The sequence below is a fragment of the Isoptericola sp. NPDC055881 genome (assembly GCF_053615895.1).
This window is the reverse complement of record NZ_JBSHCR010000034.1, coordinates 21,541-47,169: the sequence shown is the minus strand read 5'-3', so window position 1 is coordinate 47,169 and position 25,629 is coordinate 21,541. Positions and strand designations below refer to the sequence as shown.

19 protein-coding genes are annotated in these 25,629 nt (G+C 74.6%); 9 read left to right on the top strand and 10 right to left on the bottom strand.

All coding sequences use genetic code 11. The features are described 5' to 3' along the window. Nucleotides 1-84: 84 nt before the first annotated feature. The 4 genes from ACWGKI_RS12080 to ACWGKI_RS12065 all read right to left on the bottom strand — a co-directional run bounded on the left by ACWGKI_RS12080 (nt 85) and on the right by ACWGKI_RS12065 (nt 3,668). Nucleotides 85-375 carry a WXG100 family type VII secretion target gene (locus ACWGKI_RS12080; protein ID WP_380245418.1) on the bottom strand — a complete coding sequence of 97 codons (291 nt, stop codon included), beginning with the start codon at nt 373-375 and terminating at the stop codon, nt 85-87. Between the two features lie 106 nt (nt 376-481). Further along, nucleotides 482-1,195, bottom strand: coding sequence for an HD domain-containing protein (locus tag ACWGKI_RS12075; RefSeq protein ID WP_452187229.1), 714 nt, complete (start codon nt 1,193-1,195; stop codon nt 482-484). Nucleotides 1,196-1,296: 101 nt separating this feature from the next. Beyond that, the gene (locus ACWGKI_RS12070) at nt 1,297-2,937 is read right to left on the bottom strand and encodes a sensor histidine kinase (protein ID WP_452187227.1); all 1,641 of its coding nucleotides are present in this window, start codon (nt 2,935-2,937) and stop codon (nt 1,297-1,299) included. Then, nucleotides 2,934-3,668: a response regulator transcription factor gene (locus ACWGKI_RS12065; RefSeq protein WP_380245415.1), complete on the bottom strand. Its 735-nt coding sequence runs from the start codon at nt 3,666-3,668 to the stop codon at nt 2,934-2,936. Before ACWGKI_RS12065 ends, ACWGKI_RS12070 begins: the two co-directional genes overlap by 4 nt. A 128-nt stretch (nt 3,669-3,796) precedes the next feature. Between ACWGKI_RS12065 and ACWGKI_RS12060 the strand changes: the two genes are divergently transcribed. After that, complete coding sequence (locus ACWGKI_RS12060; protein WP_452187224.1) at nt 3,797-5,035, top strand: winged helix DNA-binding domain-containing protein; 1,239 nt, start codon at nt 3,797-3,799, stop codon at nt 5,033-5,035. Between the two features lie 7 nt (nt 5,036-5,042). Here ACWGKI_RS12060 and ACWGKI_RS12055 read toward each other — a convergent pair whose 3' ends face one another. The 5 genes from ACWGKI_RS12055 to ACWGKI_RS12035 form a co-directional block, all read right to left on the bottom strand. Then, nucleotides 5,043-5,657: an NYN domain-containing protein gene (locus tag ACWGKI_RS12055; protein ID WP_380243967.1), complete on the bottom strand. Its 615-nt coding sequence runs from the start codon at nt 5,655-5,657 to the stop codon at nt 5,043-5,045. A 210-nt stretch (nt 5,658-5,867) separates the two neighbouring features. Beyond that, nucleotides 5,868-6,623: a PspA/IM30 family protein gene (locus ACWGKI_RS12050; RefSeq protein ID WP_380243968.1), complete on the bottom strand. Its 756-nt coding sequence runs from the start codon at nt 6,621-6,623 to the stop codon at nt 5,868-5,870. 118 nt (nt 6,624-6,741) lie between these two features. Continuing rightward, a complete protein-coding gene (locus ACWGKI_RS12045) occupies nt 6,742-8,820 on the bottom strand; it encodes a TPM domain-containing protein (RefSeq protein ID WP_452187222.1) in 2,079 nt (692 codons plus the stop codon). A 122-nt stretch (nt 8,821-8,942) separates the two neighbouring features. After that, entirely contained in the window at nt 8,943-10,622 is a 1,680-nt protein-coding gene (locus ACWGKI_RS12040; protein WP_452187220.1) for a DNA repair helicase XPB, read from the bottom strand. A 104-nt stretch (nt 10,623-10,726) separates the two neighbouring features. After that, nucleotides 10,727-13,168 (bottom strand): helicase-associated domain-containing protein, encoded by a 2,442-nt coding sequence (locus ACWGKI_RS12035; protein ID WP_452187218.1) that lies wholly within the window; start codon nt 13,166-13,168, stop codon nt 10,727-10,729. A 258-nt stretch (nt 13,169-13,426) separates the two neighbouring features. Between ACWGKI_RS12035 and ACWGKI_RS12030 the strand changes: the two genes are divergently transcribed. The 3 genes from ACWGKI_RS12030 to ACWGKI_RS12020 all read left to right on the top strand — a co-directional run bounded on the left by ACWGKI_RS12030 (nt 13,427) and on the right by ACWGKI_RS12020 (nt 18,055). Continuing rightward, entirely contained in the window at nt 13,427-13,810 is a 384-nt protein-coding gene (locus ACWGKI_RS12030) for a cold-shock protein (RefSeq protein WP_380243972.1), read from the top strand. 64 nt (nt 13,811-13,874) lie between these two features. After that, entirely contained in the window at nt 13,875-14,786 is a 912-nt protein-coding gene (locus ACWGKI_RS12025) for a DUF3027 domain-containing protein (protein ID WP_452187216.1), read from the top strand. After that, nucleotides 14,783-18,055, top strand: coding sequence for a sacsin N-terminal ATP-binding-like domain-containing protein (locus tag ACWGKI_RS12020; protein WP_452187214.1), 3,273 nt, complete (start codon nt 14,783-14,785; stop codon nt 18,053-18,055). Before ACWGKI_RS12025 ends, ACWGKI_RS12020 begins: the two co-directional genes overlap by 4 nt. A gap of 44 nt (nt 18,056-18,099) precedes the next feature. Here ACWGKI_RS12020 and ACWGKI_RS12015 read toward each other — a convergent pair whose 3' ends face one another. Then, nucleotides 18,100-18,357, bottom strand: coding sequence for a DUF2530 domain-containing protein (locus ACWGKI_RS12015; RefSeq protein WP_380243975.1), 258 nt, complete (start codon nt 18,355-18,357; stop codon nt 18,100-18,102). Nucleotides 18,358-18,583: 226 nt separating this feature from the next. Between ACWGKI_RS12015 and ACWGKI_RS12010 the strand changes: the two genes are divergently transcribed. The 5 genes from ACWGKI_RS12010 to wecC all read left to right on the top strand — a co-directional run bounded on the left by ACWGKI_RS12010 (nt 18,584) and on the right by wecC (nt 25,527). After that, on the top strand, nt 18,584-20,092 hold the full coding sequence (locus tag ACWGKI_RS12010) for a sugar transferase (RefSeq protein ID WP_452187213.1): 1,509 nt from the start codon (nt 18,584-18,586) through the stop codon (nt 20,090-20,092). Nucleotides 20,093-20,175: 83 nt separating this feature from the next. Further along, nucleotides 20,176-21,639: an NCS2 family permease gene (locus tag ACWGKI_RS12005; RefSeq protein WP_452187211.1), complete on the top strand. Its 1,464-nt coding sequence runs from the start codon at nt 20,176-20,178 to the stop codon at nt 21,637-21,639. A gap of 142 nt (nt 21,640-21,781) precedes the next feature. Continuing rightward, the gene (gene tagD / locus ACWGKI_RS12000) at nt 21,782-22,177 is read left to right on the top strand and encodes a glycerol-3-phosphate cytidylyltransferase (RefSeq protein WP_380243978.1); all 396 of its coding nucleotides are present in this window, start codon (nt 21,782-21,784) and stop codon (nt 22,175-22,177) included. 199 nt (nt 22,178-22,376) lie between these two features. Continuing rightward, nucleotides 22,377-24,266, top strand: coding sequence for a glycosyltransferase family protein (locus ACWGKI_RS11995; RefSeq protein ID WP_452187209.1), 1,890 nt, complete (start codon nt 22,377-22,379; stop codon nt 24,264-24,266). A 13-nt stretch (nt 24,267-24,279) separates the two neighbouring features. Then, entirely contained in the window at nt 24,280-25,527 is a 1,248-nt protein-coding gene (gene wecC / locus ACWGKI_RS11990) for a UDP-N-acetyl-D-mannosamine dehydrogenase (RefSeq protein WP_452187207.1), read from the top strand. The last annotated feature ends 102 nt before the right edge of the window (nt 25,528-25,629 follow it).

Below are 25,629 nucleotides of genomic sequence, written 5' to 3'. Positions count from 1 at the left end.
GGGCCCCCCGGGGCACACCCTCTCGGGGCGCGGCCACCCCCGGTTGGGTGGCCGGCCCGCCGTCGTCGTCGCCAGGGCTAGAGGTCAGCGGGTGGCGAAGAGCCGCGTGGCCTGGGCCTCGGCGTCGGCGTAGGTGCGCGACGCCGACGACAGTGCTGCCGTCACTGCGTCGAGCGCCGCCTCGACCTGGGTCTGGGTGGCCTGCCATTGACCCATCACGCCCGCGAACTGCGTCGCGGCGCCACCGTGCCAGCTCGCCTGCAGGTCTTGCAGGTGCCGCATCATCGCTCCGACCTCGGAACGGATCGCCGTCACGGACCCGTTCACCGCCGCGCCCGCCTGCGCGACCCGCTCGCTGTCGACCTCGTACCGCACGTGTCCTCCTTCGTCGCCGTACCCCGTCCGGGGATGCCGGGGACGACGCTACGGAGCGCGGAAGGGCGGCCGGACGCGCCGTCCACAGGCTGTGGACGAGGGTGCGTCAGGAGGCGGACGACTCCGCCTGCTCGGGCAGCCGGCGCCGCTCCTTGAGGAGCCGGTGCAGCTCGCCGTCGAGGTTCTGCCGCGCGGACTCCTCCCACGCCGCCCCCATCGGGCTGCGGTAGAGGGACTGCCGCTGCAGCAGCTTCTGCAGCACGCGGATGCGGGCGTCGAGGTAGTCCGGGAGCGGGATGTGCGAGTACTCTGCCCGGACGTTGGCCATGTACTCCTTGTAGCGCTGCGGCTCGGCCGCCAGCATCGCCAGGTCGGCGTCGTTCAGCACGGCCGAGTCGACGTCGTCGGGCAGCGGCTTGTGCCGGTCGATCGAGTCGACGAGACGCGCGGTGCGCTCCACGGCCGCGGCCGGCAGGCCCAGCTCGGACAGCTGGGTTCGCGCGAGGTTCGCGCTCACCGTGGTCTGCTCGCCGCCCTGGGTCGCCTGCGCGACCTTGCGCGTCGCGTCGAAGACGGCGCCGTGGTACCAGGCCGCCAGCCGGACCAGGTCGGGCTCGTGCGTCTCCTGGGACAGCTCGTCCACGCGGTGCAGGACGTCGGCCAGGTGCCGCAGGTTGTGGAAGTGCCGGTCGGTACCGGACCACCGGTCGAGGAGGTCCTCCCCGACGGAACGGATCGCCGCCTCGTCGGCCGTGGCACCCGCACCGTGACAGGTGCGGACGAACGCGGAGAGGAACCACTGGGGCGCGTCGGCGCTCATGACGCCCATCGCAATCAGACCTTCGGTCGCCGGACTCGGACTGTCGTCCTCCGCCAGACTACGACTGCGCGCCGACATCGCACGCGGCCCGTTCGCGCCGGTCAGGCGGACGAGGACGACGCGCCATCGTAGCCGCCCGCCGGCGGGAGCAGAACTCGCACCGTCATGCCGCCGCCCGGGGTCTCCTGCACGGACACGTGCCCGTGGTGCGCGCCGACGATCGCCGCGACGATCGCCATCCCCAGACCGGACCCGCCGGACTCGCGGTTGCGCGACGAGTCGGCCCGGTAGAACCGCTCGAACACCCGGCTGGCCTGCTCGGGCGTGATGCCGGCGCCGTGGTCGCGCACCTCCAGGACGGCGGAGCCGTCGGGTGCGCGGCCGACGGCCAGCTCGGCGGGGGAGCCTGCCGGTGTGTGTCGTGCCACGTTCCCCACGAGATTGGTGAGCACCTGGCGCAGGCGGTCGGCGTCGCCAGTGACGACCAGGTCCGACGGCGGGGCGGCGCCGGGCGCCAGGCCCGTCACGGTGACCGCACGCGTCGGGTCCAGGGCATGCAGGTCCTGGGCGGCGTCGCGGGCCATCGTGACCAGGTGCACAGGCTCGCTGCGCATCGGTCGGCCCTCGTCGAGGCGGGCCAGGACGAGGAGGTCGTTGACGAGCGTGCTCATGCGCCGCGCCGAGTCCTCGATGCGGTCCATGGTGTCGTCGACCTTCGCGGGCGTGTCCAGGGCGCCCAGGCGGTAGAGCTCTCCGTAGCCCTTGACCGTGGCCAGCGGCGTGCGCAGCTCGTGGCTCGCGTCGGAGACGAAGCGGCGCATGCGGCGCTCCGACTCCTCCTGGGCGGAGAACGCCCGCTCGATCTGCGCCAGCATCGTGTTCAGCGACGCGGACAGCGAGCCGACCTCCGTCGACGTCGGGCGCTCGGGCACGCGCTGCGACAGGTCGCCCGCGGCGATCTCCGCCGCCGTCGTCTCGATCTCCCGCAGCGGCCGCAACGAACGGTGCACGAGGACGAACGAGATGGCGCCGCCGAGCAGGACGATGCCGAGCGCCGAGAACATCAGGGAGCGCGTGAGGTACGAGACGGTCTGCTGCACACCCGCCAGGGGCAGCGCGACGTACACCGACTGCTGCGTGGACGGGCTCACGAAGCCGACCGCCTGCCACTGCGCCGGGTCCGTCCCGCCCGAGGAACCGACCGTGAACGGGACCGCCTTGCGGGCGGCGACCTCGTTCAGGTCCTCCACGGGCAGGTCGGGCGAGCCGTAGCGGTCGAGGTTGTGCTCCCAGGCGTACGGGTTGCCGTCGACACGCGTGTCGAGCTTCCCGTCGGCGTCGTGGATGGCGACGTAGTACTCGGTGGGCAGCCGCGGCTCGACGTCGGACGGCTGGTTCACCGCGAGGCTGGCGACGCTCTTCGCCGACTGGCGCAGCTGGTCGTTGGTCTGCTGGATCAGGTAGCCGGAGACCAGGTTCCGCGTCAGGACGGCGGCCAGCATCAGGCCCGCCGCCAGCACGAGGACGGTGATCGCCACGAGCCGGGTGCGCAGCGGCAGCCGCTCGACCCACGTCCAGCGCGACCGCCGGGCGGGACCCGGTCCGTGGTCCGCCGGAGACGCGGCCGTGCGGGGGTCCGCGGGCAGCGCCCGGCCGTCCGCCGTCGTACCGGCCGGACCGGTCGCGACGGCGGGAGTCTGGGCCGTCGTCGCCCTCGGGGCGCCGGGCGCGGGCGACGTCATCGCGCCTGCGGCGCCCGGAGCAGGTAGCCGACGCCGCGCTTCGTGTGGATGAGCGGGGGCAGCGTGACGTCGCCGCCGTCGGGCCCTGCGACGGTGAGGTTGTCGATCTTGCGGCGCAGGTAGGAGATGTAGGACTCGACGATGTTGGCGTCGCCGCCCCAGTCGTACTGCCACACGTGGTCGAGGATCTGCGCCTTGGACAGCACCCGGCCCGCGTTGAGCATGAGATACCGCAGGAGCTTGAACTCGGTGGGGGAGAGCTCCACCTCGAGGCCGGCACGACGCACCTCGTGCGAGTCCTCGTCGAGCTCGAGGTCGCCCACGCGCAGGACCGCGTCGTCCTCGGGCTCGCCCGCGTGGGTGCGGCGCAGCACCGCGCGGATGCGGGCCACGACCTCCTCCAGGCTGAACGGCTTGGTCACGTAGTCGTCGCCGCCCACGGTGAGCCCCTGCACCTTGTCCTGCGTGTCGTCGCGGGCGGTGAGGAACAGCACGGGGGTGTGCCGGCCCGTGGAGCGCATACGGCGGGTCACGGTGAAGCCGTCCATGTCGGGCAGCATCACGTCGAGCACGACCAGGTCGGGCTCGACGTCACGGACGAGCTGCAGCGCCCCGTTGCCGTCGCCTGCGGCGTGCACCTCGAACCCTGCGAACCGCAGGGAGGTGGACAGCAGCTCACGGATGTTGGGCTCGTCGTCCACGACGACGAGGCGTGCCTCGGGTGCGCTCATGATGTCAGTGTGCGACCGAGGTCTGAGCGTTGCCTGGGAACGGCCTCGGACGGGCTCGGACGGGCTCGGACGGGCATCGCGTCCTTCGCGCGGGCCGTCGTGTGGGTGGCGCACCCGACGATGGGAGGGTGCGGATCACGGGAGAGCAGCGGCGGCGGCGCCTGGTGGTGCGGCAGCTCGCGCTCGGGGGAGACGGGCCGGGAGCGGCGCGGACGCCGGAGGACGTGACGCGCCGCCTGGTCGCGCTGCACGCGACCGAGGCGCCCAGCGTCCACCTCGCCGTGCTGGCCAGGGTGCCGGGGCTGGGGCTCGACGACGTCCGGGAGGCGCTGTTCGTGCGGCGCAGCCTGGTCAAGGTGCTCGGCATGCGCCGCACGATGTTCGTCGTGCCCCGGGACGTCGTGCCGGTGGTCCACGCCGCGGCGGCCGCCGCCGTGGCGCGGAGGCTGCGGACGCGGCTGCTCAAGGAGCTCGCGACGCTGCCCACCGACCCGGACGTCGACGACCCGGTGGGGCTGCTCGCGGCGGCAGAGGCGCAGGTGCACGCCGCCCTCGCTCAGGGGCCGCTCGACGGTGCCCAGCTCTCCCGGGCGGCGCCGCTGCTGCGCACCGCGTTCCTGCCCACCACGGACAAGTCGTGGGACGTGCGCCGCACCATGACCTCGCAGCTGCTGTCGGTGCTGTCGGCCGAGGGCACCGTCGTGCGCGGGGAGCCGCGCGGCGCCTGGACGTCGCCTCGGCACGTGTGGTCGCCGATGAGCGACTGGTTCCCGGACGGTGTCCCCGTGCTGGACGAGGACGCCGCGCGCGTGCAGCTCGCGCGGGCGTGGCTGGAGGCGTTCGGACCCGCCACCGTGGCCGACCTGCGGTGGTGGACCGGCTGGAACCTGGGGCAGGCGCGTCGCGCCGTCGGCGCGCTCGACGTGCGCGAGGTGCAGGTGGAGGTCGGCGCCCCCGGGGCGGACGCCGTCGTCGCCGACGGCGTGATGCTGCGGTCGACCGACCTGGACGCGGACCTCGACCCGGCGCTGGACGACGTCGTGGCCGGGCACGCCGCGCTGCTGCCCACGCTCGACCCGACCACGATGGGCTGGACGGCCCGGGACTGGTACCTCGGCCCGCACCGGCCGCGGCTCTTCGACAGTGCCGGCAACGCGGGCGCCACCGTGTGGTGGCAGGGCCGGGTCGTCGGGGCCTGGGCCGTGCGGCCCGACGGCGACGTCGTGTGGCGTCTGCTCGAGGACGTCGGGGCCGACGGCGAGGCTGCCGTCGCCGCCAAGGGCGCGCGTCTGCGCGCAGCCCTCGGCGGCAGCAGCTTCCGGCCGGGGTACGTGACCCCGCTGTACCGGGAGCTGCTGGCCGGGTGACCTGCCGTCAGAGGTAGCGCAGCGGGTCGAACTCGTCGAGCGGGATGATCCGGACGCGCGGGAGCGACGTGGTGAAGGCGTCGGCGTCGCCCTCGAGGTCGAACATCTCCAGCCCGCGCTCCGTGAGCTGCGTGAACTGCCCGTTCACGAACTCGCGGAAGGCCAGCAGACCGACGCGGCGCTCGTCGCCGAGCAGCGCCTCGATCTGCGGCAGGAAGTCGCCGTCGTGGCTCGCGAGGAGCACGTCGCCGTCGCGGTCCGCCAGCGCCTCCAGCGTGCGCTGGATGCCGACGTCGACCACCTTCTCCGTGCCCGACGACGCCAGCGGGATGGGCTTGTAGCCCATGGCCAGCAGCGCCTGCACGAACGCCATCGGCATCTGCCCGCTGCTCGCGTTGAGGAAGAACAGCGGGACGACGTCCTGCTCCCACAGCTTCTGAGCGAACGTCGAGATGCGGTCCCAGCGCGGGCGCTCCTCCGGGTTCGGTCGCCGGCCCAGCACGTTCATGCCGAGAGTGGCGTCGATGTTCTCGCCGTCGACCAGGAGGTAGGTGCGGCGCGCAGCGGGCTCGACGGGGGAGGGCACGCTCGCCGGGCCCGGGGCGGTGAAGGCGGGGGACATGCTCCTCAGCGTATCGGCACCACCCGCCCCGCCGAGGTAGTTCCGGAAGTGCCGAGGTAGTTCCGGCCCGCAGAACTACCTCGGCTGGGGTTGAACTACCTCGGCGAGGTTCGAACTACCTCGGCAAGGGTGGGACTACCTCGGCGAGGTTCGAACTACCTCGGCAAGGGTGGGACTACCTCGGCAAGGCTGGAACTACCTCGGCAGGGGTCAGGCCTGGCCGGTCGAGGGGTTGATCTGCGGTGCCGGGGCGCTGCCGGCCTTGAGCGCGGCGAGGCGGGCCTCGAGCTCGATGTCGGCGTCCGACGCCTCCAGCTCGGCGAACTGGGCGTCCAGGGACGACGCGGCGACCTCCGCCTGGCCCATCGCCATCGCCTCTTCGCGGCGGACGGTCTCCTCGAAGCGGGAGATCTCGCTCGTCGGGTCGAGGACGTTGATCGAGCTGATCGCGCCCTGCACGGTCTGCTGCGCCTGGGCCGCCTTCTGGCGGGCCACGAGCTGGTCGCGCTTGGACTTCAGCTGGCCCAGCTTGTCCTTCATGGCGGCGAGGCCGGCCTTGAGCTTCTCCACGGTGACGCGCTGCTGCTCGATCATCGGCTGGGCGGTGCGCACCTCCGTCTCGGCGTCGAGCTGCTTGCGCAGCGCCACCTTGGCGAGGTTGTCGAACTTGTCGGCGTCGACCGGGTTTCCGGCGGCGCGGTACTCGTCGGCCTTGCGCGACGCGGCGAGCGCCTTCGTGCCCCACTCGCTCGCGGCGGCGACGTCCTCGTTGTAGTCCTGCTCGGCCAGGCGCAGGTTGCCGATCGTCTGGGCGATGGCCTGCTCGGCCTCGGCGATGTTGCTCGTGTAGTCGCGCACCAGCTGGTCGAGCATCTTCTGCGGATCCTCGGCGCGGTCCAGCAGTGCGTTGATGTTCGCCTTCGCGAGCTGGCTGATGCGCCCGAGGATGCTCTGCTTCTGCGTCATGGTCGTGCTTCCTTCCGTCGCCCTGCTGAGGTGGTGTTCGAGGTCACGTGCCTGCCAGAACGCCTGCCGCCCTGGCCGAGTTCCGTCGGGGCAGAAGCCTCCCCGGCGCCAGCCTCCGTCAGAACCTGCCGCCCCGCGAGCGCCCGCCGCGGCCGCCTGCCCCACGACCCGCCCCGCCGCCGCCGAAGCCGCCGCCGCCGAAGCCTCCGCCGAACCCGCCGCCGTAGCCGCCGCGGCGACGCCCGCCACCGAGCCCGCCACCGAGCCCGCCGCCGATGCCACCCCCGGAGCCGCGCAGGACGGAGTCGAGCAGGATGCCGCCCAGCACCATCCCGCCCACGTTGGACCCGCCCGGGCGGCCGCCCTGGCCCATGTCCCACGACGCGGTGTCCTGCTCCGCGGCACGTGCTGCCTGCGCCGCGTACCGCTCGGCCTGCTGCGCGCGCTCCAGGGCCGCCGCCGGGTCCTGCGCCTGGAGCGACCGCGCCTCGGCGACGAGCCGTGCGGCCTCGGCGAGCCGGGTCCGTGCCTCGGGCCCGACGGCGCCGCGACGGGTGTCGACGTAGTCCTGCGTCGCACGGACCTGCGACTCCGCGCGACCCAGCGTGTCGCGCAGGAGCGCACGGGCGCGGGCGTCGGACTCCGCCTTCTCCCGGGCGGGCGCGAGCGCGGCGTCGAGCGCCGCCTCCGCCGCGGTGAGGCGGTGCAGCGCAGCGAGCGGGTCGCCGCCGGTGCGGGCGTCGCGTGCCTGCGCCATCGCCGCCTGCGCCTCCGTCAGCGCGGCGGCGAGGGCGCCGCCGTCCGCCCCGCCGTCCGGCCCGCTGCCGGCGGGGGCGAGCCGGGCCGCGTCGGCCACGTCCTGACCGATCGAGGCCAGCCCCTTGTCGAGGTCTGCTCCCGCCGACGCGAGCTCCGCGCCGGCGCGGTCGACGGCGTCGAGCAGGGTGGCGGCCTGGCCGAGGGCGTTCTGCGCCGCCCGGAGGTGCGCGACCGCCGTCGCCCGGGTGCGGCCGGTGAGCGCGGCGCGCCCGGTGGCCAGCGCCTCCCGCGCGTGCGCCACCAGGGCCGTCGCCTGGTCGGGGTTGGCCCGGACCGACGCCAGCGCCGACGTCGGGTAGGTCGCCGCGAGCCCGGCGAGGGTCTCGCGCGCGAGGGGGACGCGGGCCTCGATCTCGCCGGAGCGCTGCTCGGTCCCGTCGAGCAGCTCGGGCGCGCGCTGCTGGAGGGCTCGTAGCTCGTCGAACGCGTCGGTCTGCGCGTCCAGCGACGTGCCGGCGCGCTCGCACAGCCGCAGGATGCCGGTGAGCAGCTCGCGCCGGCGGGGCTCGTCCTCGGGCTGGTCGTCGTCCAGCTCCTGGCGCAGCCGGAACGCCTGTGCGACGTCGCCCTTGGCGGCCTCGAGCGCGGAGGCGAACTCGGTGGTGGCCTCCAGCCCGAACTCCGCCTGCGCGAAACCGAGCTCCTGCTCCGAGGTGCGCACGGCGTCGTCGATGCCGACGAGGGCGGCGCCGACGCGACGCTCGAGCTCGTCGGTCGGCAGGGCGGCGGTCTCGTCCGCCGGGGCGGCCGGGCCGGTCCGGGCCCCTGCGGCGCGGCGCGAGCGGAACCAGAGCCAGCCGCCCACGAGGACCAGGGCGAGCACCCCGAGGCCGAGGACGGTGCCCCAGGGCACGCCCCCGCCGGACCCCGAGGTCGCCCCGGTGCGCACGGTGTCGGCCGCCGCGACCGCCGCGCCCGCCCAGTCGCCGTCGCGCAGGTGGTCCTCGACCGTCTCCTCGACGGCGTCGAGCTGGGCGTCCGTGACACCGGCGTTGTTGTCCACCGACAGGCCGTAGACCTCGTCCTCGGTCGCGACGGCGAGCAGGAGGTCGTCCGCGCCCAGCGCCGCGTGGTTCGCGGTGGCGTTGGCCCAGCTGGGTCCGTCGGCGCCGTCGAACGAGTCCACGTACACCACGAACAGCTGGTAGGGGGTCTCGTCCGCGAGGCTGTCGAGCGCGGACTGCACCTCGGCCTCGTCACCGGCGTCGAGCACGCCCGCGGCGTCGGTGATCTCGTCGTCGAGCTGGGTCAGGGGAGGGACGGCGGAGGCGCTCGTGGCGGGCAGCGTCGCGCCGGCGAAAGCCAGCAGGACGGCGGCCGCGCACGCGCCGACGGCCGCGACGCCGCGGCGTCGACCGGCGGGAACAGGGGGATGCACGACCCGATCGTGTCGCGCCGACCCGGGCGACGCAATCGCGGTCCGGGTGCGACGGACGATCGACGGCGACGAGCGACGAGGACCGTCGATCCGCGAGACCGGACCGGCCACCAGCACCGAGGTCAGGCCACGGTGTCCAGGTCCTCCGCGTCGAGGATGCGGTACGCGTACCCCTGCTCGGCGAGGAACCGCTGCCGGTGGGCGGCGAAGTCCTGGTCCACGGTGTCCCGGGCGACCACGGCGTAGAAGTGCGCCGTCCGCCCGTCGGCCTTGGGGCGCATGACGCGGCCCAGCCGCTGCGCCTCCTCCTGGCGGGACCCGAACGAGCCGGAGACCTGGATCGCGACCGACGCCTCGGGCAGGTCGATGGAGAAGTTCGCCACCTTCGACACCACGAGCCGGCTGATCTCGCCGGAGCGGAACGCCTCGAACAGCCGCTGGCGCTCGCGGACCGTCGTCGCGCCCGTGATGAGCGGGGCGTCGAGGTGCGCGCTGAGCTCCTCGAGCTGGTCGAGGTACTGGCCGATGACGAGCACCTGGTCGTCCGGGTGCTGCGCCACGATCCGCTCGACGACACGGTTCTTGCCCGGCGCGCAGGCGGCGAGACGGTACTTGTCCTCGGGCTCCGCTGTCGCGTACAGCATCCGCTCGTGCTCGGGCAGCGTGAGGCGCACCTCGACGCAGTCGGCCGGCGCGATGTAGCCCTGCGCCTCGATGTCCTTCCAGGGCGCGTCGTACCGCTTCGGCCCGATGAGGCTGAACACCTCGTCCTCGCGCCCGTCCTCCCGCACCAGGGTGGCGGTGAGGCCGAGGCGACGACGCGCCTGCAGGTCCGCCGTCATGCGGAAGATGGGCGCGGGGAGCAGGTGCACCTCGTCGTAGAGGACGAGGCCCCAGTCGCGCGCGTCCAGCAGCTCGAGGTGGCTGTACACGCCCTTCCGCTTCGTCGTGAGCACCTGGTACGTCGCGATCGTGACGGGCTTGATCTCCTTGCGGGAGCCCGAGTACTCGCCGATCTCGTCCTCGGTGAGGGTGGTGCGTCGCACCAGCTCGTCGCGCCACTGGCGGGCGCTGACCGTGTTGGTCACGAGGATGAGGGTGGTGGTGCCGCTCTTCGCCATCGCGCCCGCGCCGACGATCGTCTTGCCGGCGCCGCACGGGAGCACCACGACGCCGGAGCCGCCGTGCCAGAAGCCGTCCACCGCCTGTGCCTGGTACGGGCGCATCTCCCACTCCTTGGGCTCCTCCGTGGGGGTCCGGGGGTGGGTGGGGGAGGCGAGGGCGATCTCGTGCTTCTCGCCGTCGACGTACCCGGCGAGGTCCTCCGCGGGCCAGCCGAGCTTGACCAGCACCTGCTTGAGGTGGCCGCGCTCGGACGGGTGCACGACGACGGTCTGCTCGTCGATCCGTTCGCCCACCAGCCCGGCGGTGCGCTTGGACTTCAGCACCTCCGCGAGCACCGCGCGGTCGCTGGCCTCCAGCACGAGCCCGTGCGTCGGGTGGGTCGCGAGCGTGAGCCGGCCGTAGCGGCCCATCGTCTCGGCGACGTCGACGAGCAGGGCGTGCGGCACCGGGTAGCGGGAGTACTCGATGAGCGTGTTCACGACCTGCTCCGCGTCGTGCCCGGCGGCGCGCGCGTTCCACAGCCCCAGGCTCGTGAGCCGGTAGGTGTGCACGTGCTCCGGCGCACGCTCCAGCTCCGCGAAGGGCGCGATGGCGCGGCGCGCGTCGTCGGCGCGGGGGTGGTCGACCTCCAGCAGGATGGACTTGTCGCTCTGCACGATCAGCGGACCGTCGGTCATGCGGTTCCTTCCGTCAGCCTGCCGGGCACTGCCGAGCACGGGTCGCGATCGGTGTCCGGCATCCAGGCGTTCCTAACACCGTGCTCGGCGGTTTCTGTTCCGGCTCAGCCGTCCGCCGGCTCGACGGCGGCGATGCGGTGCACGGCGACGGTGAGCTCCGCCTCCCGTGCCGGGTCCAGGGCGCGCAGCCGACCGCCGTCGAGCCGCAGCGGCCGCAGCGCGCGCCGCTCCAGCGTGCCCGACGCGCCGACCATCTCGATCCAGACGAGCCGGCCGTCGCGCAGGGCGTCGTGCAGGGTGGCGAGCGCGTCCCCGGGCTCGACGGTGCGGCGCCGTCCTGCGCCGTCGGGGCGTGGCGCCGGGGGGCCGGCCGCCGCCGGGGCAGGTCCGGGCCGGCGCCCGGCGAGGCGGTCCACCGCCGTCTCGTCGCCCGAGTCCGCAGCGCGCAGCCGGGCGACCAGGTGGGCGCGGGCGTCGTCCGTCGTCACCTCCGGCTCGGCCGACGGCCCGCGGCGCGCGTCGCGGGGGCCGCGGTCGAGCCGCGGCGGGCGACGCAGGCGGGTGCTGAGCACACGGCCGTCGGGGCCTTCGACGGCGGACAGCAGGCCGCGGGCACGCAGCGCGTCGTGCAGCTCGGCGGCGGGCACGGACGAGGCGAGCACCGTGGGGGCGAGCCGGACCAGCCCGAGGTGCGCGAGCCGGGGGTCCGCCGCGAGGCCAGCGAGCACCGTCGGGTCGGCCGCGCGCACGTACGACCCGGCCGAGCCGACGCGCAGCGACTCGTGCCGTCGGGCCGTGTCCCGCACCAGGTACTCCAGCGGCTGCGGCACCGGCACCCGGGACCGCCGGGCCAGCGCGTCCAGCAGCTCGTCGGCCGTGGTGCCGTGGTCCAGCGCCCGCGTCACGGACGACGGCGAGAAGCGCACCGTCGTCGCCGCGCCGCGCGACTCGACGTCCGCGGACCGCTCCAGCAGCAGCGCCAGCGCCTGCGACGGACGGCCCGGCACGATGCCGGTGAGGTCGCCCTGCAGGAGCACCTCGTCCACCTCTGGCGGCAGCGCGCCGCGCATCGCCTCCGCGAGGACGCCGGGCGGGTGCGGCACCCCGGCAGGGCCAGGGCCGTCCGGGTGCGCGAGGAGCGCCGCCCCGGGGCCGGACAGCGCGCCTGCCCCGGTCACGCCGAGCAGCGCCGCCTCCGCGAGCAGCCCGGCCACCGCCTGCTCGGGCGGCACCGTGCGCGGGGCGTGCCAGCGCAGCACCGCCATCACCGCCCCGGAGTCCAGGGCCGTACCCGGCTGGGCGGCGAGCACCTCCAGCACCTGCCGCCGCAGCCGCGGCACCCACCCGCGGTGCAGGTCGGGGGACAGGGGCGCCCGCAGCGTGCCCTTCTCGTCGCGCGACCCGACCAGCCACGGCGTGCGGCGCGACCCCGCCCACGCGGCGGCCAGCACGGCCCAGCGCTCGGCGTCGTCCATCGGCTCCCACATGTCGGCGACGGTCGTGGGGCGGTACGACGGCGGGGCGTCGCCGTCGTCGGCCACCACGCCGGCGGCGGCAGCCAGCTCGACGACGAACGCCGCGTCGCCCTCGTCGGCACCGATCGCCTGGGCGGTGCGCCGCAGGTCGCGCACGCCGAGCCCGCCGCTGCGCAGCACCGCGGGAGCGGTGTCGTCCCACGCGGCGACCAGGAGGTCGACGCGGCGGACGAGGTCGAGGGCGGCGCTCGCCGCCTCCGCGTCGGCCACCTCCTGCGGGACGTCGCGCCCGTCGGGCCGCGGCGCCGACAGCTCGGGCGAACGGTGGGTGCGGCCGTCGCGCAGGGCCAGGCCGACGTCGCGCGGCAGGGCGACGTGCCGGGCGTCCGTGCGCAGCAGCAGGCGTGCGTCCACGAGGGCGTCGACCGCCGTCCGGGCCGGCGTGCCGGGCGCGGGGACGAGGCCGATCGGCGGCCCCCACGCCAGCGCGTCGAGCACCTCGCGGCTGCCCCGCGGCAGGTCGGGCAGCGGCGTCCCGTCCCCGTCGGGTCGGGACGCGCCACCGTGCCGGACCGGGCCGAGGCCGGCGGGGTGCGGGCCGAGCACGTCGTCCAGCCCGGGGGCGGGGCGCAGGTCCGGGTGCCCCGGCGCGCCGGCGTCCCACAGGAGCGCGGCGGTCAGCGCGTCGTCGAGGACGCGCTCGACCAGGGACCCGGCGTCGTCGGATCCCTGCGCCGCGGCGTCGTCGGCCCCGACCGCGTGCCGCACGTCCCCGGGTGTCACCGGACCGCCGGGGGCGAGGGCCACGACCGCCTCGAGCACCTGCAACGTCTGCGCGTCCGCGTGCGCGAGCGCCCGTTCCAGGGCGGTGCGGCTGGACGCGCGGGCGGCGAGGGAGCGCAGGGTGGACGGCGACGGCGTGGCGAGGTCCGGGCGCGCTCGGAGCAGCGCGAGGAGCGCGTCGTCGTCGCGGGTGCGGACCGCCTCGGTGAAGGTGCGGGGCGCTGCCGGGTCGCCGGCGCCGTCCGCGACGTCGGCCTCCGCGGTGCTCCGGGGCGACGTGGTGGCCATCTGATCGATGCTACGCGCCGCCCCACGACGCCGAGCAGGCGGTTCAGCACGGAATGCGCGGTGAGAAGGTGGACAACCACCTGTTCGGCGGCGTGGCGCGGGCGTCCGGCGGCGGGTCCCGGACCGATGCGGCGGTCGGTCGCACCGGCCGGTAGCCTGAGCCTCTGGCTCGGCGCCGTCCACGGACGGGCGCCGGCCGGATCAGGCTCCGCGCACCGGCGCGGCGTCGCAGTCGACGACGAGCACGAAGAGGTTGAGGTGCCCACCGGCAAGGTCAAGTGGTACGACGCGGAGCGCGGGTTCGGCTTCATCGCCAGCGAGGACGGGGGAGAGATCTTCCTGCACGCCTCCGCGCTGCCGACGGACGTGAGCGGCGTCAAGCCGGGCGCCCGGGTCGAGTTCGGGGTGGCCGACGGCCGCCGCGGACCCTCGGCGCTCGCGGTGAAGCTGCTCGACCCCGCACCGTCGGTGGCCAAGGCCAGGCGCAAGGCGCCTTCCGAGATGGCCGGCATCGTCGAGGACCTCATCAAGGTCCTCGACCACACGGGCGACCAGCTGAAGCGGGGCAAGTACCCCGAGGCCGCGACGGGCAAGCGCGTCGCGACGCTGCTGCGCGCCGTCGCGGACGACCTCGACTCCTGACCGGCACGCCCGCCCGGCCGAGGGCCCGAGACGAGGACATGACGAGCACGAAGAGGACCACGACATGGTGACCGCCGCCGCTGACGCCCCTGCCCGCACGACGCGGGTCAGCTCCCGCGCGCGCAAGGACGCGGTGCTCCTGGGCGCCGTCGACCAGGCCCGCGAGGCCGCGCAGGAGGGCGCGTCGTCGCCGTCCGACGTCGGCGAGCACCTCGGTGCGGTCGCCGAGGGCGAGCGCCTCATGTCGCACCGGTTCGCCGCCACGATGCCGGGCTACCGGGGCTGGCACTGGACCGTCACGCTGGCGCGCGTGCCCCGCGGGAAGGTCGCGACCGTCTGCGAGGTCGAGCTGCTGCCCGGGGACGACGCCCTGCTCGCGCCGGCCTGGCTGCCCTGGTCCGAGCGCCTGCGCCCGGGCGACATCGGCCCGGGCGACACCCTGCCGTTCCGGGCCGACGACCCGCGTCTCGAGCCCGGGTGGAAGGCCACCGGCGACGAGGAGCTCGACTCGGTCGCGATCGACGAGCTCGCCCTCGCCCGCGAGCGGGTGCTGTCGCCGCAGGGCCGGGACGAGGCCGCGGAGCGCTGGTACCGCGGTTCGCGCGGCCCGACGGCGCCCGGCGCGGTCGCGTCCCCGGCGGAGTGCACCACGTGCGGCTTCCTCGTGCCGCTGCAGGGGCCCCTCGGCCAGCTCTTCGGCGTCTGCGCCAACGCGTGGTCGCCCGACGACGGCAAGGTCGTGTCCCTGGACCACGGCTGCGGCGCGCACTCCGAGACGGACGCGCCGCACCCGCCGAGCGACTGGCCGGCCGACGCGCCCCTGATCGACGAGCTCCGCGTGGAGGCCGTCGCGGTCTCCCGCCGCACGCCGCGGGCCGACGGGGCAGCCGCCGGAGACGGCACGACCGACGCCGCGGAGGCGACGGCAGAGGCGACGGAGGCGGAACCCGCCTCCGGACGTCCCGACACCGAGTGACGGGCGACGTCTTCGAGACCTCCGCCCTGCGGCGCGCGGTCACGGAGGCGTGGCTCGGCTCGGGCACGCGCTTCCGGGAGGACGCGAACGCGGAGGAGGACCACGCCCGCGGCTACTACCGCGACCGTGTGGTGGTGGAGCTCGCGCAGAACGCCGCGGACGCCGCGGCCCGCGCGGACGAGTCGGGGCGGCTGCTGCTGCGGCTCACCGAGCTCGGTGACGACGACCCGCGCGGGGTGGCGACGCTCCTCGCCGCGAACACCGGCGCCCCGCTGACCGCCGAGGGCGTGGCCTCGCTCGCATCCCTCCGCGCGTCGGCGAAGGCGGCCGAGGGCCCGGAGGTCGGCCGCTTCGGCGTCGGCTTCGCGGCGGTGCGCGCGGTGGCGGACGAGATCACGGTGCGGTCCCGGACGGGGGGCGTCCGGTTCTCGCTCGACGCGACGCGCGACCTGCTGGACGACGTCGCGCCTCCGGGGACACCCCTGCACGACGCGGTCGCGGGACGCGGCGACGACCTGCCCCTGCTGCGGCTCCCGTTTCCGGCGCCGGCCCTGGCGGACGACGCGGGCCTCGATGCCGACCTCGACGTCGGCTCCGTCGACAGCGCGGGCGACGGACCGCTCGCCACCGTGGTGGAGCTCGTGCTGCGGGACGCGGACGCGCTCGCGTCGGTGCGTGCGCAGCTCGACGCGCTCGACGACGCCCTGCTGCTCGCCCTGCCGGCGCTCGCCTCGGTCACCGTCCGCAGCGACGACCGGACGCGCGTCCTCGCCGACCTGGAAGAGCGGTGGGCGGTGCTGCGGCGCACGGGCGCGGTCGGCGACGGCGACGTGGCGGACCTGCCGCGCGAGCAGCGCCGTCCGCGCTGGTCGATCGCCTGGGCGGTCCCGCGCCCCGACCGTTGTGGGTACGAGAACGGCGAGAATTCCACCGCCGATTCCGACCATTTCCGTACCCACAACGAGGCGGGGGGCGTGCTGCACGCGCCCACGCCGACCGACGTGCCGCTGTCGTTCCCGGCGCTGCTCGTGGCCTCGTTCCCCGTGGACCCGGGCCGCCGCCGCGTGCTGCCGGGGCCGCTGACCGACCGGCTCGCGGCCGAGGCCGGGCGGGCGTACGCCGACCTGCTCGCAAGGCTCGCGCCCGAGCGCGGTGCCGACGTCCTGGACCTCGTGCCGGGCGGCATGCCCGCCGGCGACCTGGACGCCGTCGTCCGCGACACGGCCCTGGAGGCGCTGCGGTCCGCCCCGCTGCTGCCCGCCCCGCGCGGCACCGACGAGACCGACGAGACCGACGAGACGGTCGACGGGAGCGTCGCGAGCGCGGTCGCCCCGGCCGACGCCACCGCCCTGGTCGGCGCGGCCGGCGACGACCCGCGCCTGGTCCGGGTGCTGGCCGGGGTGGTGCCCGGCCTCGTGTCGCTCACCACCGCGCAGCAGGGCGTGGCCCGCCGCCTCGGCGCGACGCCGACCACCCTCGCGGACGTCCTCGCCGAGCTGCCCGGGGGTCTCCCCCCGACACGCTGGTACACGCTGTGCGAGGCGCTCGAGCCGTACACCGGCGACGCGGGGGTGCTCGAAGCCCTCGCGGGAGCACGGGTGCCGCTCGCCGACGGGCGCACCGCCTCGGGGGTGCGGGGCACGGTCGTGCTGCCGGAGGACGACGACGACCCGGCGCTCGCCGCGGTCGCCCGCACCCTCGGCGTCCGGGTGGTCCACCCCGACGCGGCGCACCCGATGCTGGTGCGGGCCGGGGCCACGTCCACGAGCCCGCGCGACCTGCTGGACGACCCGGGCGTGCGCGCCCTGGCGCTGGCGGCGTCGGAGGCGCTGCTCGACGGCGCGGCCGACGTGCCGCAGGCGCCGGGCGCCGTCGGCGTGCCCACGCTGGTCGGGCCGGTGGACGTGAGCCCGGGGGAGGTGGTCCAGAACGTGTTGGCGCTGGCCAGGCTCGCGCTGGCGACCGGTGGCGACACGTTCCCGTTCTGGCTCGGGGAGCTGCCCGTGCCCACCGAGGACGGCATGCGCCCCGCGCGCGAGGCCGTGCTCCCCGGTTCGTGGGCGGCGGAGGCGATGCCGGGCCTGGCACCCGTGACGCGCGCTGCGCTGGCCTACTACACCGCACCGTTGCTGTCGGCCGTGGGCGTGCGGGCCGACGTCGGGGTCTACCGCGTCGCGGACGTCCTCACACCCGACCCGGTGGACCCGGAGGCGGAGCACGGACCGGACGACCCCGCCGGGTGGCTCTCGGGCTGGGACGACTACCTGCGCTTCCTCGCCGACCGCGTCGGCCCCGGCGTGGACGTCGGCGACGTCGACGCGGTGCCCGACCTCGACGCCGTCGACCCCGGCGAAGCCGACGACGACGACGCCGACGACGCAGGTGCCGACGGTGCCCCGGACGACGTCGCGGCACCCGACCCCTGGGCCGACGTGCTGGCCGCGCTCGTCGCGGACCCCGACGCGCGCCGCGCCCTCGTCACGCCGGTGGCGGGCGCGCCGTCCTACACGGCCTGGTGGTTGCGCGACCGCCTCGGCGCCCCGTTCGCCGCGCACGACGGCGTGCCGCTGCTGCCGCCGACGCCGCCCGCCGTTGCCACCCTCGACCCGGAGGCACGACGCGCGCTCGGCGTGGTCGACGGCCTCGACCGGCTCGACCCGCTCGACTGGCCGGCCACGCTCGACCGCCTGCCCGAGGCCGGCACCTCCGTCCCCCTGCCGGTCGCGCTGGGCGTGTGGCGCGGGCTCGCGGGGGTGGCGGTGCGGCTCGCGCCGGGCGCACGGGCCAGCGCGCTCGACCCGCTGCCGGACCGGCTGCCCGCACTCGACGCGAGCGACGTCGTCGTGCGCCGGGCCGACGACATCGAGGTGGCCGGCACCGCGCGCTGGGCCGTGCTCGGGGCGGTGCTGCCCGTGCCCGAGGCCGAGGTGGGGGCCGTCGCCGACCTCCTCGACCTGCCCGTCGTCGGCGAGGACGGGCTGCCCGCGCCCGACGGCCCCGGCCGGGAGCGGGCCCTCGACGAGCGTGTCGCCGCGCTGGACCCCCGGCTGCCGCGCGTGTGGTTCGAGCACGGTCGGCTGTCCGTCGCCGGCGGCCCGGTGCCGTGGTGGGTGGACGCCGAGGGGCGCGCGCACGCCACCGACCGCGCCGGGCTGGCCGCGGCGCTCGCGGACCTGCTGGGGCGGCCGGACCGCGCCGCGCTGCTCGCCACCGTGCTCGCCGCGCCGGAGCGCGCCGCCGAGCTGTGGGTCACCACCGCCTGGGGCTGACCAACCGAGGGCTGACCAGGACCGAGGGCCGGCCCGGACCGGGCTCAGCCCTCGCCGCGGTACTCCCCGCGGTGCCGGCGCTCCCAGACCAGGCCGGCGCCGCCGAGGAGGATGCCGGCCACGCAGGTCACGACCGCCTCGACGGTGCCGCGGTCGAGCATGAACATCGCGAGCGTCGCGACCAGGGCGACCGCCCACAGGCCGATGCCGCCGAGCATCACGCGCCGCAGGTCCACGCGCAGGGGCGGGGGGCCGGGACGGCGCTCCTCAGGATGGGTCAGCAGGCGGACGAGCGAGGGCACCCGCCCAGTCTATGGCCCCGGGCGGCGATGTCCCGGGGCACCCTCGCCATGACGCGGACCGACGGCTGAATTGCGGGTGAAACTGCAGGTCAGAGGGTGAAAACGCGACGGGTGAAAGGCGGGGTGAAAGGGCCCGGAAAAGGGATCCGCGGGCCGCTCGACGCTCCTACCTTGGTGACGCCGCCGTGCGAGGGCACGACGCGCAGCCCGGAGGGAGGAGGCCGCCGTGATCACCGTCCCGGACACCGGCCAGCCCGTCCGGTCGCGCGCCGCGGCAGCCCGGGCCGCGAGCCTCAAGGCGGTGCGGGACTCGTTCCGCGCCGGGTCCTGGCAGGCCTCTTACCGTCGCCGCCTGGTCCGGACCGACGTCGTCGTGGTGGTCGCGACGGCGGCCGTCGCCGCCACCGCGCGAGGCCTCGCCGTGCACGACAGCATCACGCCGTGGGTGCTCGGCGACCAGGTGCTGTCGGTCGTCGTCCTCGTGACCGCGTGGCTGGCGAGCCTGTGGATCGCCCGCGCCTACGACGTGCGGGTCTTCGCGTCCGGGCCCGCGGAGTACCAGCGGGTCTTCGACGCGTCGTGGCGTCTCGTCGCGCCGCTCGCGCTCCTGGCGCTCCTGGTCGCCCGGCCCGGCATCTCCACGTTCCTCCTCGTCGCCGTGCCGACCGGCGTCATCGCCCTGCTGACGGGCCGCTGGCTGTGCCGCGGCTGGCTGCACCGGCAGCGGCAGAAGGGCGGGTGCGTCACCCTCGTCCTCGCCATCGGGCTCAAGGACCAGGTCGAGCGGCTCGTGCACGAGCTCAACGACCGCACCTCCGGCTACCGTGTCGTGGGCGCGTGCACGCCGACGTCCGACGACCTGCGGCCCGGTGAGGAGATCCTCGGCGTCCCGGTGGTGGGCGACCTGCGCACCGCCGGCACGATGGCGGCCCAGGTCGGCGCGGACTGCGTGGCGGTCAGCGGCTCGGACGCCATCACCGCCGACGTCGTGCGCCGCCTCGGCTGGGAGCTGGAGCCGGTGGGCGTGGACCTCATGCTCACCGCCGAGCTGGCCGACGTCGCGGGTCCCCGCATCACGATCACGCCCGAGCAGTCCGTGTCGCTGCTGCACGTCGACGCGCCGCGGTTCACCGGCCCGCGGTACGTGTTCAAGTCCGTCGTGGACTGGACGGGCGCCGCGCTCATCACGATGCTCCTGCTCCCGGTGATGGCGGTCGTCGCCGTCGCCGTGCGTGCCACCAGCCGCGGACCCGTGCTGTTCCGCCAGGCCCGCGTCGGTCGCGACGGCCGCACCTTCGAGATGCTGAAGTTCCGCAGCATGCGCCTGGGTGCTGACCGCGAGCGGACCGTGCTCACCGGGCCGAGCGACGGCTCGGGCGTCCTGTTCAAGCTGCACGACGACCCGCGCGTCACCGCCGTCGGACGCGTGCTGCGCCGCCTGTCGCTGGACGAGCTGCCGCAGCTGTTCAACGTGCTCGCCGGGCAGATGTCGCTCGTCGGGCCTCGACCGCCGCTGCCGGCCGAGGTGTCGCAGTACGAGGCCCGCGTGCGGCGGCGGCTGCGCGTCAAGCCGGGACTCACGGGCCTGTGGCAGGTAGGCGGCCGCTCCGACCTCTCCTGGGAGGAGGGCGTGCGGCTCGACGTCTTCTACGCCGAGAACTGGACGGTCTTCGGCGACCTCCTCATCCTGGCCCGCACGGCGAAGGCCGTGGTCACGGGCCGCGGGGCGTACTGAGGGCTCGACCCGCACTGTGAAATCCGTGTCACCAGACGGTTTCCGTGCCGGAGGCCTTCACAGGATCTGGCACGATTCTGCCCATGGCGAACCAGACCACCGCGCCGCCGCAGGGCGAGCTGAGCGCGATCGACCGCTTCTTCAAGATCACTGAGCGAGGCTCCACCATCGGCGGGGAGATCCGCGGCGGCCTGGTGACCTTCTTCGCGATGAGCTACATCATCGTCCTCAACCCGCTGATCATCGGCACGGTGCAGGACGGCACCGGGCAGGTGCTCGGCGGCGGCGCCGACGCGACGCCCGAGACGCTGGGCATGGTCGCCGCCGCGACCGCGCTCGTCGCCGGCGTCGCGACGCTCGTGATGGGCGTGTTCGCGAACTACCCGCTCGGCCTCGCCGCCGGCCTCGGCCTCAACGCCGTCGTCGCCTACTCGATCGCCAGCATCGACAAGGTCACCTGGGCCGACGCCATGGGCCTCGTCGTGATCGAGGGCATCATCATCCTGGTGCTCGTGCTCACCGGCTTCCGGGAGGCGGTGTTCAAGGCCGTCCCCGTGGAGCTCAAGACCGCGATCAGCGTCGGCATCGGCATGTTCATCGCGCTCGTCGGGCTGGTGAACGCCGGCTTCGTCGTGCCGGGCGAGGGCACCGTCGTCGAGCTCGGCGACCTCGGCACCTGGCCGATCCTCGTCTTCGTCGTCGGTCTCGTGCTCACCATCGTGCTGTTCGTGCGCAAGGTGCGCGGCGCCATGCTGGTCGCCATCGTCACGGCCACGGCGCTCGCCGTCGTGCTGGAGAACACGCTGCACATCGGCACCAAGGCGGGCGGCAACCCGCACGGCTTCAACCTCAACGCACCCACGTTCAGCGGCGTCGTCACGACGCCGGACCTCGGCCTGATCGGCCAGTTCTCCCTGCTGGGCTCGTTCCAGAACATCGCGGCCGTGTCCGTGGTCCTCATCGTGTTCTCGCTGCTCATCGCGGACTTCTTCGACACGATGGGCACGATGGTCGCCGTCGGGGCCGAGGGCAAGCTGCTCGACGACGAGGGCAACCCGCCCCGGACGCGCGCGATCCTCGTCGCCGACTCGCTCGCCGCGGTCCTGGGCGGCGTCGGCAGCACGTCGTCGAACACCGCGTACGTGGAGTCGACGACGGGCGTGGGCTCCGGCGCGCGCACCGGGCTCGCGGCGGTCGTCACCGGCGTGGCGTTCCTGCTGGCGACCTTCCTGTCGCCGGTGGTCGCCCTGGTGCCCTACGAGGCCGCCGCGCCCGCCCTCGTCTTCGTGGGCTACCTCATGATGGCGCAGGTCGCCGGCATCTCCTGGCGCAACGTGGAGATCGCCATCCCGGCGTTCCTCACGATCGTCCTCATGCCGTTCACCTACTCGATCTCCGACGGCATCGGCGCCGGCTTCATCGCGTTCGTGATCATCAAGCTCGCGCTCGGCAAGGTGCGCCAGATCCACCCGCTCATGTGGGTGGCCGCGGCGATGTTCGTCGTGTACTTCACGCTCGAGCCGATCCAGCAGGCGCTGGGCCTGTAGCACCGCAGGCCGCCCGACGTCTCGGCCCCGGCCGGTCCCACGACCGCCCGGGGCCGCGGCGTGCGCCAGCCCCCACGCGTTCGGACTACGCTCCTGGCAGACCCGGACGCCCCGCATCGCCGCTACGACCAAGGACGAGTTCATGAAGAGAGTCATCACCTACGGGACCTACGACCTGCTCCACTACGGGCACATCGAGCTGCTGCGGCGCGCGAAGGCGCAGGGCGACTACCTGATCGTGGCGCTGTCCTCCGACGAGTTCAACGCCGGCAAGGGCAAGAAGTCGTACTTCACGTACGAGGAGCGTCGGCGCATGCTCGAGGCGATCCGCTACGTGGACCTCGTCATCCCCGAGGACACCTGGGAGCAGAAGACGACCGACGTCGAGAAGTACCACGTCGACACCTTCGTCATCGGTGACGACTGGGAGGGCAAGTTCGACTTCCTCAAGGAGCAGTGCGAGGTCGTCTACCTGTCGCGCACGCCGGAGATCTCGACGACGCAGATCAAGGCGGGGCTGTCGCGCGCGGACGGATGACGTCCCGCTGACGCGGCCGCGCGGAGCCCCCCGATGATGGCGGCGTAAACCGGGCGAGCCCGTCATCGCGGAAAAAACGCCCCCGGCGGGGTGGCGGGCCTGTGGTTAGAGTGCCGGCGCCGAGGTCGGAGCGACCGCTCGGCCTCCGCGCAGACCTCGCCAGGTCGTCGTGCGGTGACCCCGAACGAGGACGGCCCGCATGCCCGCTCGCGCCCCCCGGTGGTCGCTGGCGGCCGTGCGGACGGCCGCGTGGCACCTGCGGCGCGGGGGACCGGCGCAGCTGCGCCGGTACCTGCGCCGACGGCGCGCCGGCGGCGACCGGACGTCCGCCGCGGCCCGCCCGAGCCCGGACGGCCTGACGTACGACCCCTGGCCGCTGCCCCGTCGCGGACCGGGGCGGCCGCTGCGGGTGGGCGTCGTCCTCGACGAGTTCTCGCGTCTGGCGCTCGGGTACGAGTGGGAGCAGGTGCTGCTCGACCCCGCGTCCTGGCGCGCGCAGCTCGACGGCCTGGACCTGGTGTTCGTGGAGTCCGCCTGGCACGGGAACGGCGGCGCGTGGCGGTACCACCTCACCGGCCCGTCCGCGCCACGGCCCGCGGTCGTCGAGCTGCTCGACGCCGCCCGGGAGCGCGGCGTCCCCACGGTCTTCTGGAACAAGGAGGACCCGGCCCACTTCGAGGACTTCCTCCCCACGGCCGCTCTGTTCGACCACGTCTACACGACCGACGTCGGCCGCGTCGGCGCGTACCGCGAGCGGCTGGGGCACGACCGCGTCGGGGTGCTCGAGTTCGCCGCGCAGCCGGCGATCCACAACCCGGTCCGGACGCACGGCGCCGGGCCGCGGCGCGACGTCGCGTTCGCGGGCACGTGGTTCGCGCACAAGTACCCGGAGCGCCGGGCGCAGGCGGAGATGCTGCTGGGCGGCGCGCTGGACGCATCGCCGCGCCTCACGACCGGGCTCGAGATCTTCTCGCGGTTCCGCGGGCAGGACGACCGGTACGAGTTCCCGGAGCCGTACGCGTCGCGCGTCGTCGGCTCGCTCGACTACCCGCAGATGCTCACGGCGTACCGCGACTACAAGGTGTTCCTCAACGTGAGCTCGGTGGTGGGCTCGCCGAGCATGTGCCCGCGCCGGGTCTTCGAGCTCACCGCGTGCGGCACCCCGGTCGTCACGGCACCCGGCGCCGCGGCCGGCGAGCTCTTCGCCCCGGACGAGGTCTTCACCGTCACCACCCGGGCCGAGGCCGCGGACACCGTCCGTGCCCTGGTGCGCTCACGGGAGCTGCGGGACCGCGCGGTGCACCTCGGGCAGCGGCGCATCTGGCGCGAGCACACCTACGGCGCACGGGTGCAGCGGGTGCTGCACGACGTCGGGCTGGGGGACTCGGCGACGGTGCCGCGACCGTCGGTCACGGCGCTCGTGTCCACGAACCGGCCGCACCGTCTCGACGACGTGCTGCGCACCGTGGGCGCGCAGGCCGAGGTCCAGGTGCAGCTCGCCCTGCTCACGCACGGCTTCGAGGTGGACGAGGCCGACGTGCGCGCGCGGGCGGCGCGGGCCGGCGTCGAGGACCTCGTGCTCCTGCACGCCGACGCGGGCGTGCCGTTGGGCACCTGCCTGAACCGGCTGGTGGACGCCGCGGACGGGGACGTCGTCGCCAAGATGGACGACGACGACCTGTACGGCCCGCACTACCTCTCCGACCAGCTGTACGCGATGTCGTACAGCGGTGCCGAGGTGGTGGGCAAGCAGGCGCACTACCTCTATCTCCAAGAACGTGACGTGACATTGCTGCGCTTGCAGGATCTGCAACACCGGCATTCTGACCGGGTGATGGGTCCTACGATCGTCGCGCGTCGAGAGGTAATGGCCGCCGTGCGGTTCGGAGAATTGGCTCGGGGTGAGGACACCGAGTTCTTGCGCCAGGCCGTCGAGGCCGGTGTGCGGATCTATTCCGCGGACAGGTTCAACTTTATCCAGGTGCGGTCCGCCATGGGCGGGCACACGTGGACCGTGGCCGATTCCGAGCTGCTCGCGGCGAGCGACGTGATCTGCTACGGGCGCGCCGACCGGCACGTCTTCGTATGACGAGGAAAGAGCTATGGAGATCAACACGGTCGGCGTGATCGGTCTGGGCTATATCGGCCTCCCGACGGCCGCGATCCTGGCGTCCCAGGAGATCAAGGTGATCGGCGTGGACGTCAAGGAGTCCACCGTCGAGGCGATCAACCGCGGTGACGTCCCGTTCGTCGAACCTGACCTCGCCACCTACGTCGCCGCGGCCGTGCGACGAGGAAACCTGCGGGCCGCGGACACCCCCGAGCCCGCGGACGCCTTCATCGTCGCCGTCCCGACACCCTTCCAGGGCGACTACGAGCCCGACCTGTCGTACGTCGAGGCGGCGGCCAGGGCCGTGGCTCCCGTGCTCCGGGGCGGCGAGCTCCTCATCCTCGAGTCGACGTCGCCCCCCGGCGCGACCCGGAAGATGGCGGACTGGGTGCTCGAGGCCCGCCCCGACCTCAGCCTCGACGGCTCCCAGGGACGCCCGACGATCCACGTGGCGCACTGTCCGGAGCGCGTGCTGCCCGGCCGCGTGATGATCGAGCTGGTCACCAACGACCGCATCGTCGGGGGTCTGACGCCCGAGGCCGGCCAGCGCGCCAAGGACCTCTACGCCGTCTTCTGCCGGGGCGAGATCCTGCTCACGGACGCGGTGACCGCGGAGATGGCCAAGCTGGTCGAGAACGCCTTCCGCGACGTGAACATCGCGTTCGCGAACGAGCTGTCCCTCATCGCCGACAAGCTCGACATCGACGTGTGGGAGCTCATCCGCCTCGCGAACCACCACCCGCGCGTCAACATCCTGGAGCCGGGCCCCGGGGTCGGCGGCCACTGCATCGCCGTCGACCCGTGGTTCATCGTCGACGCCGACCCCGAGCAGGCCCGGCTCATCCGCACCGCACGCCACGTCAACGACAGCAAGCCGCAGTGGGTCGTCGACCAGGTCGTCGCGGCCACCGAGGGGATCGAGTCGCCGACGATCGCGGCCCTCGGCCTCGCGTTCAAGGCGGACATCGACGACCTGCGCGAGTCGCCCGCGCGCCGCATCGTCACCGATCTCGCGGACCGCCTGCCGCAGGCGGACGTGCTGGTCGTCGAGCCCCACATCGACGCGCTGCCGGGCGACCTCGCCCAGCGCCACAACGTGGGGATGGTCGAGTACGCGGACGCGACGGCGGCCGCCGACGTCGTCGTGGTCCTGGTGGACCACCAGCAGTTCAAGGCGAGCGCTGCCGGCGGGGCAGCCGTGGACGGCACGGTCATCGACACCCGGGGAGTCTCCCGTTGATCTCCAGGAGCAGCGACCGCCGTGCTCCGCTGCGCCGGCACGCGGCGGGCGCACGACCCGGCACGACGGCGCAGACGGACGCGACGGACGAGACCGGGGCGG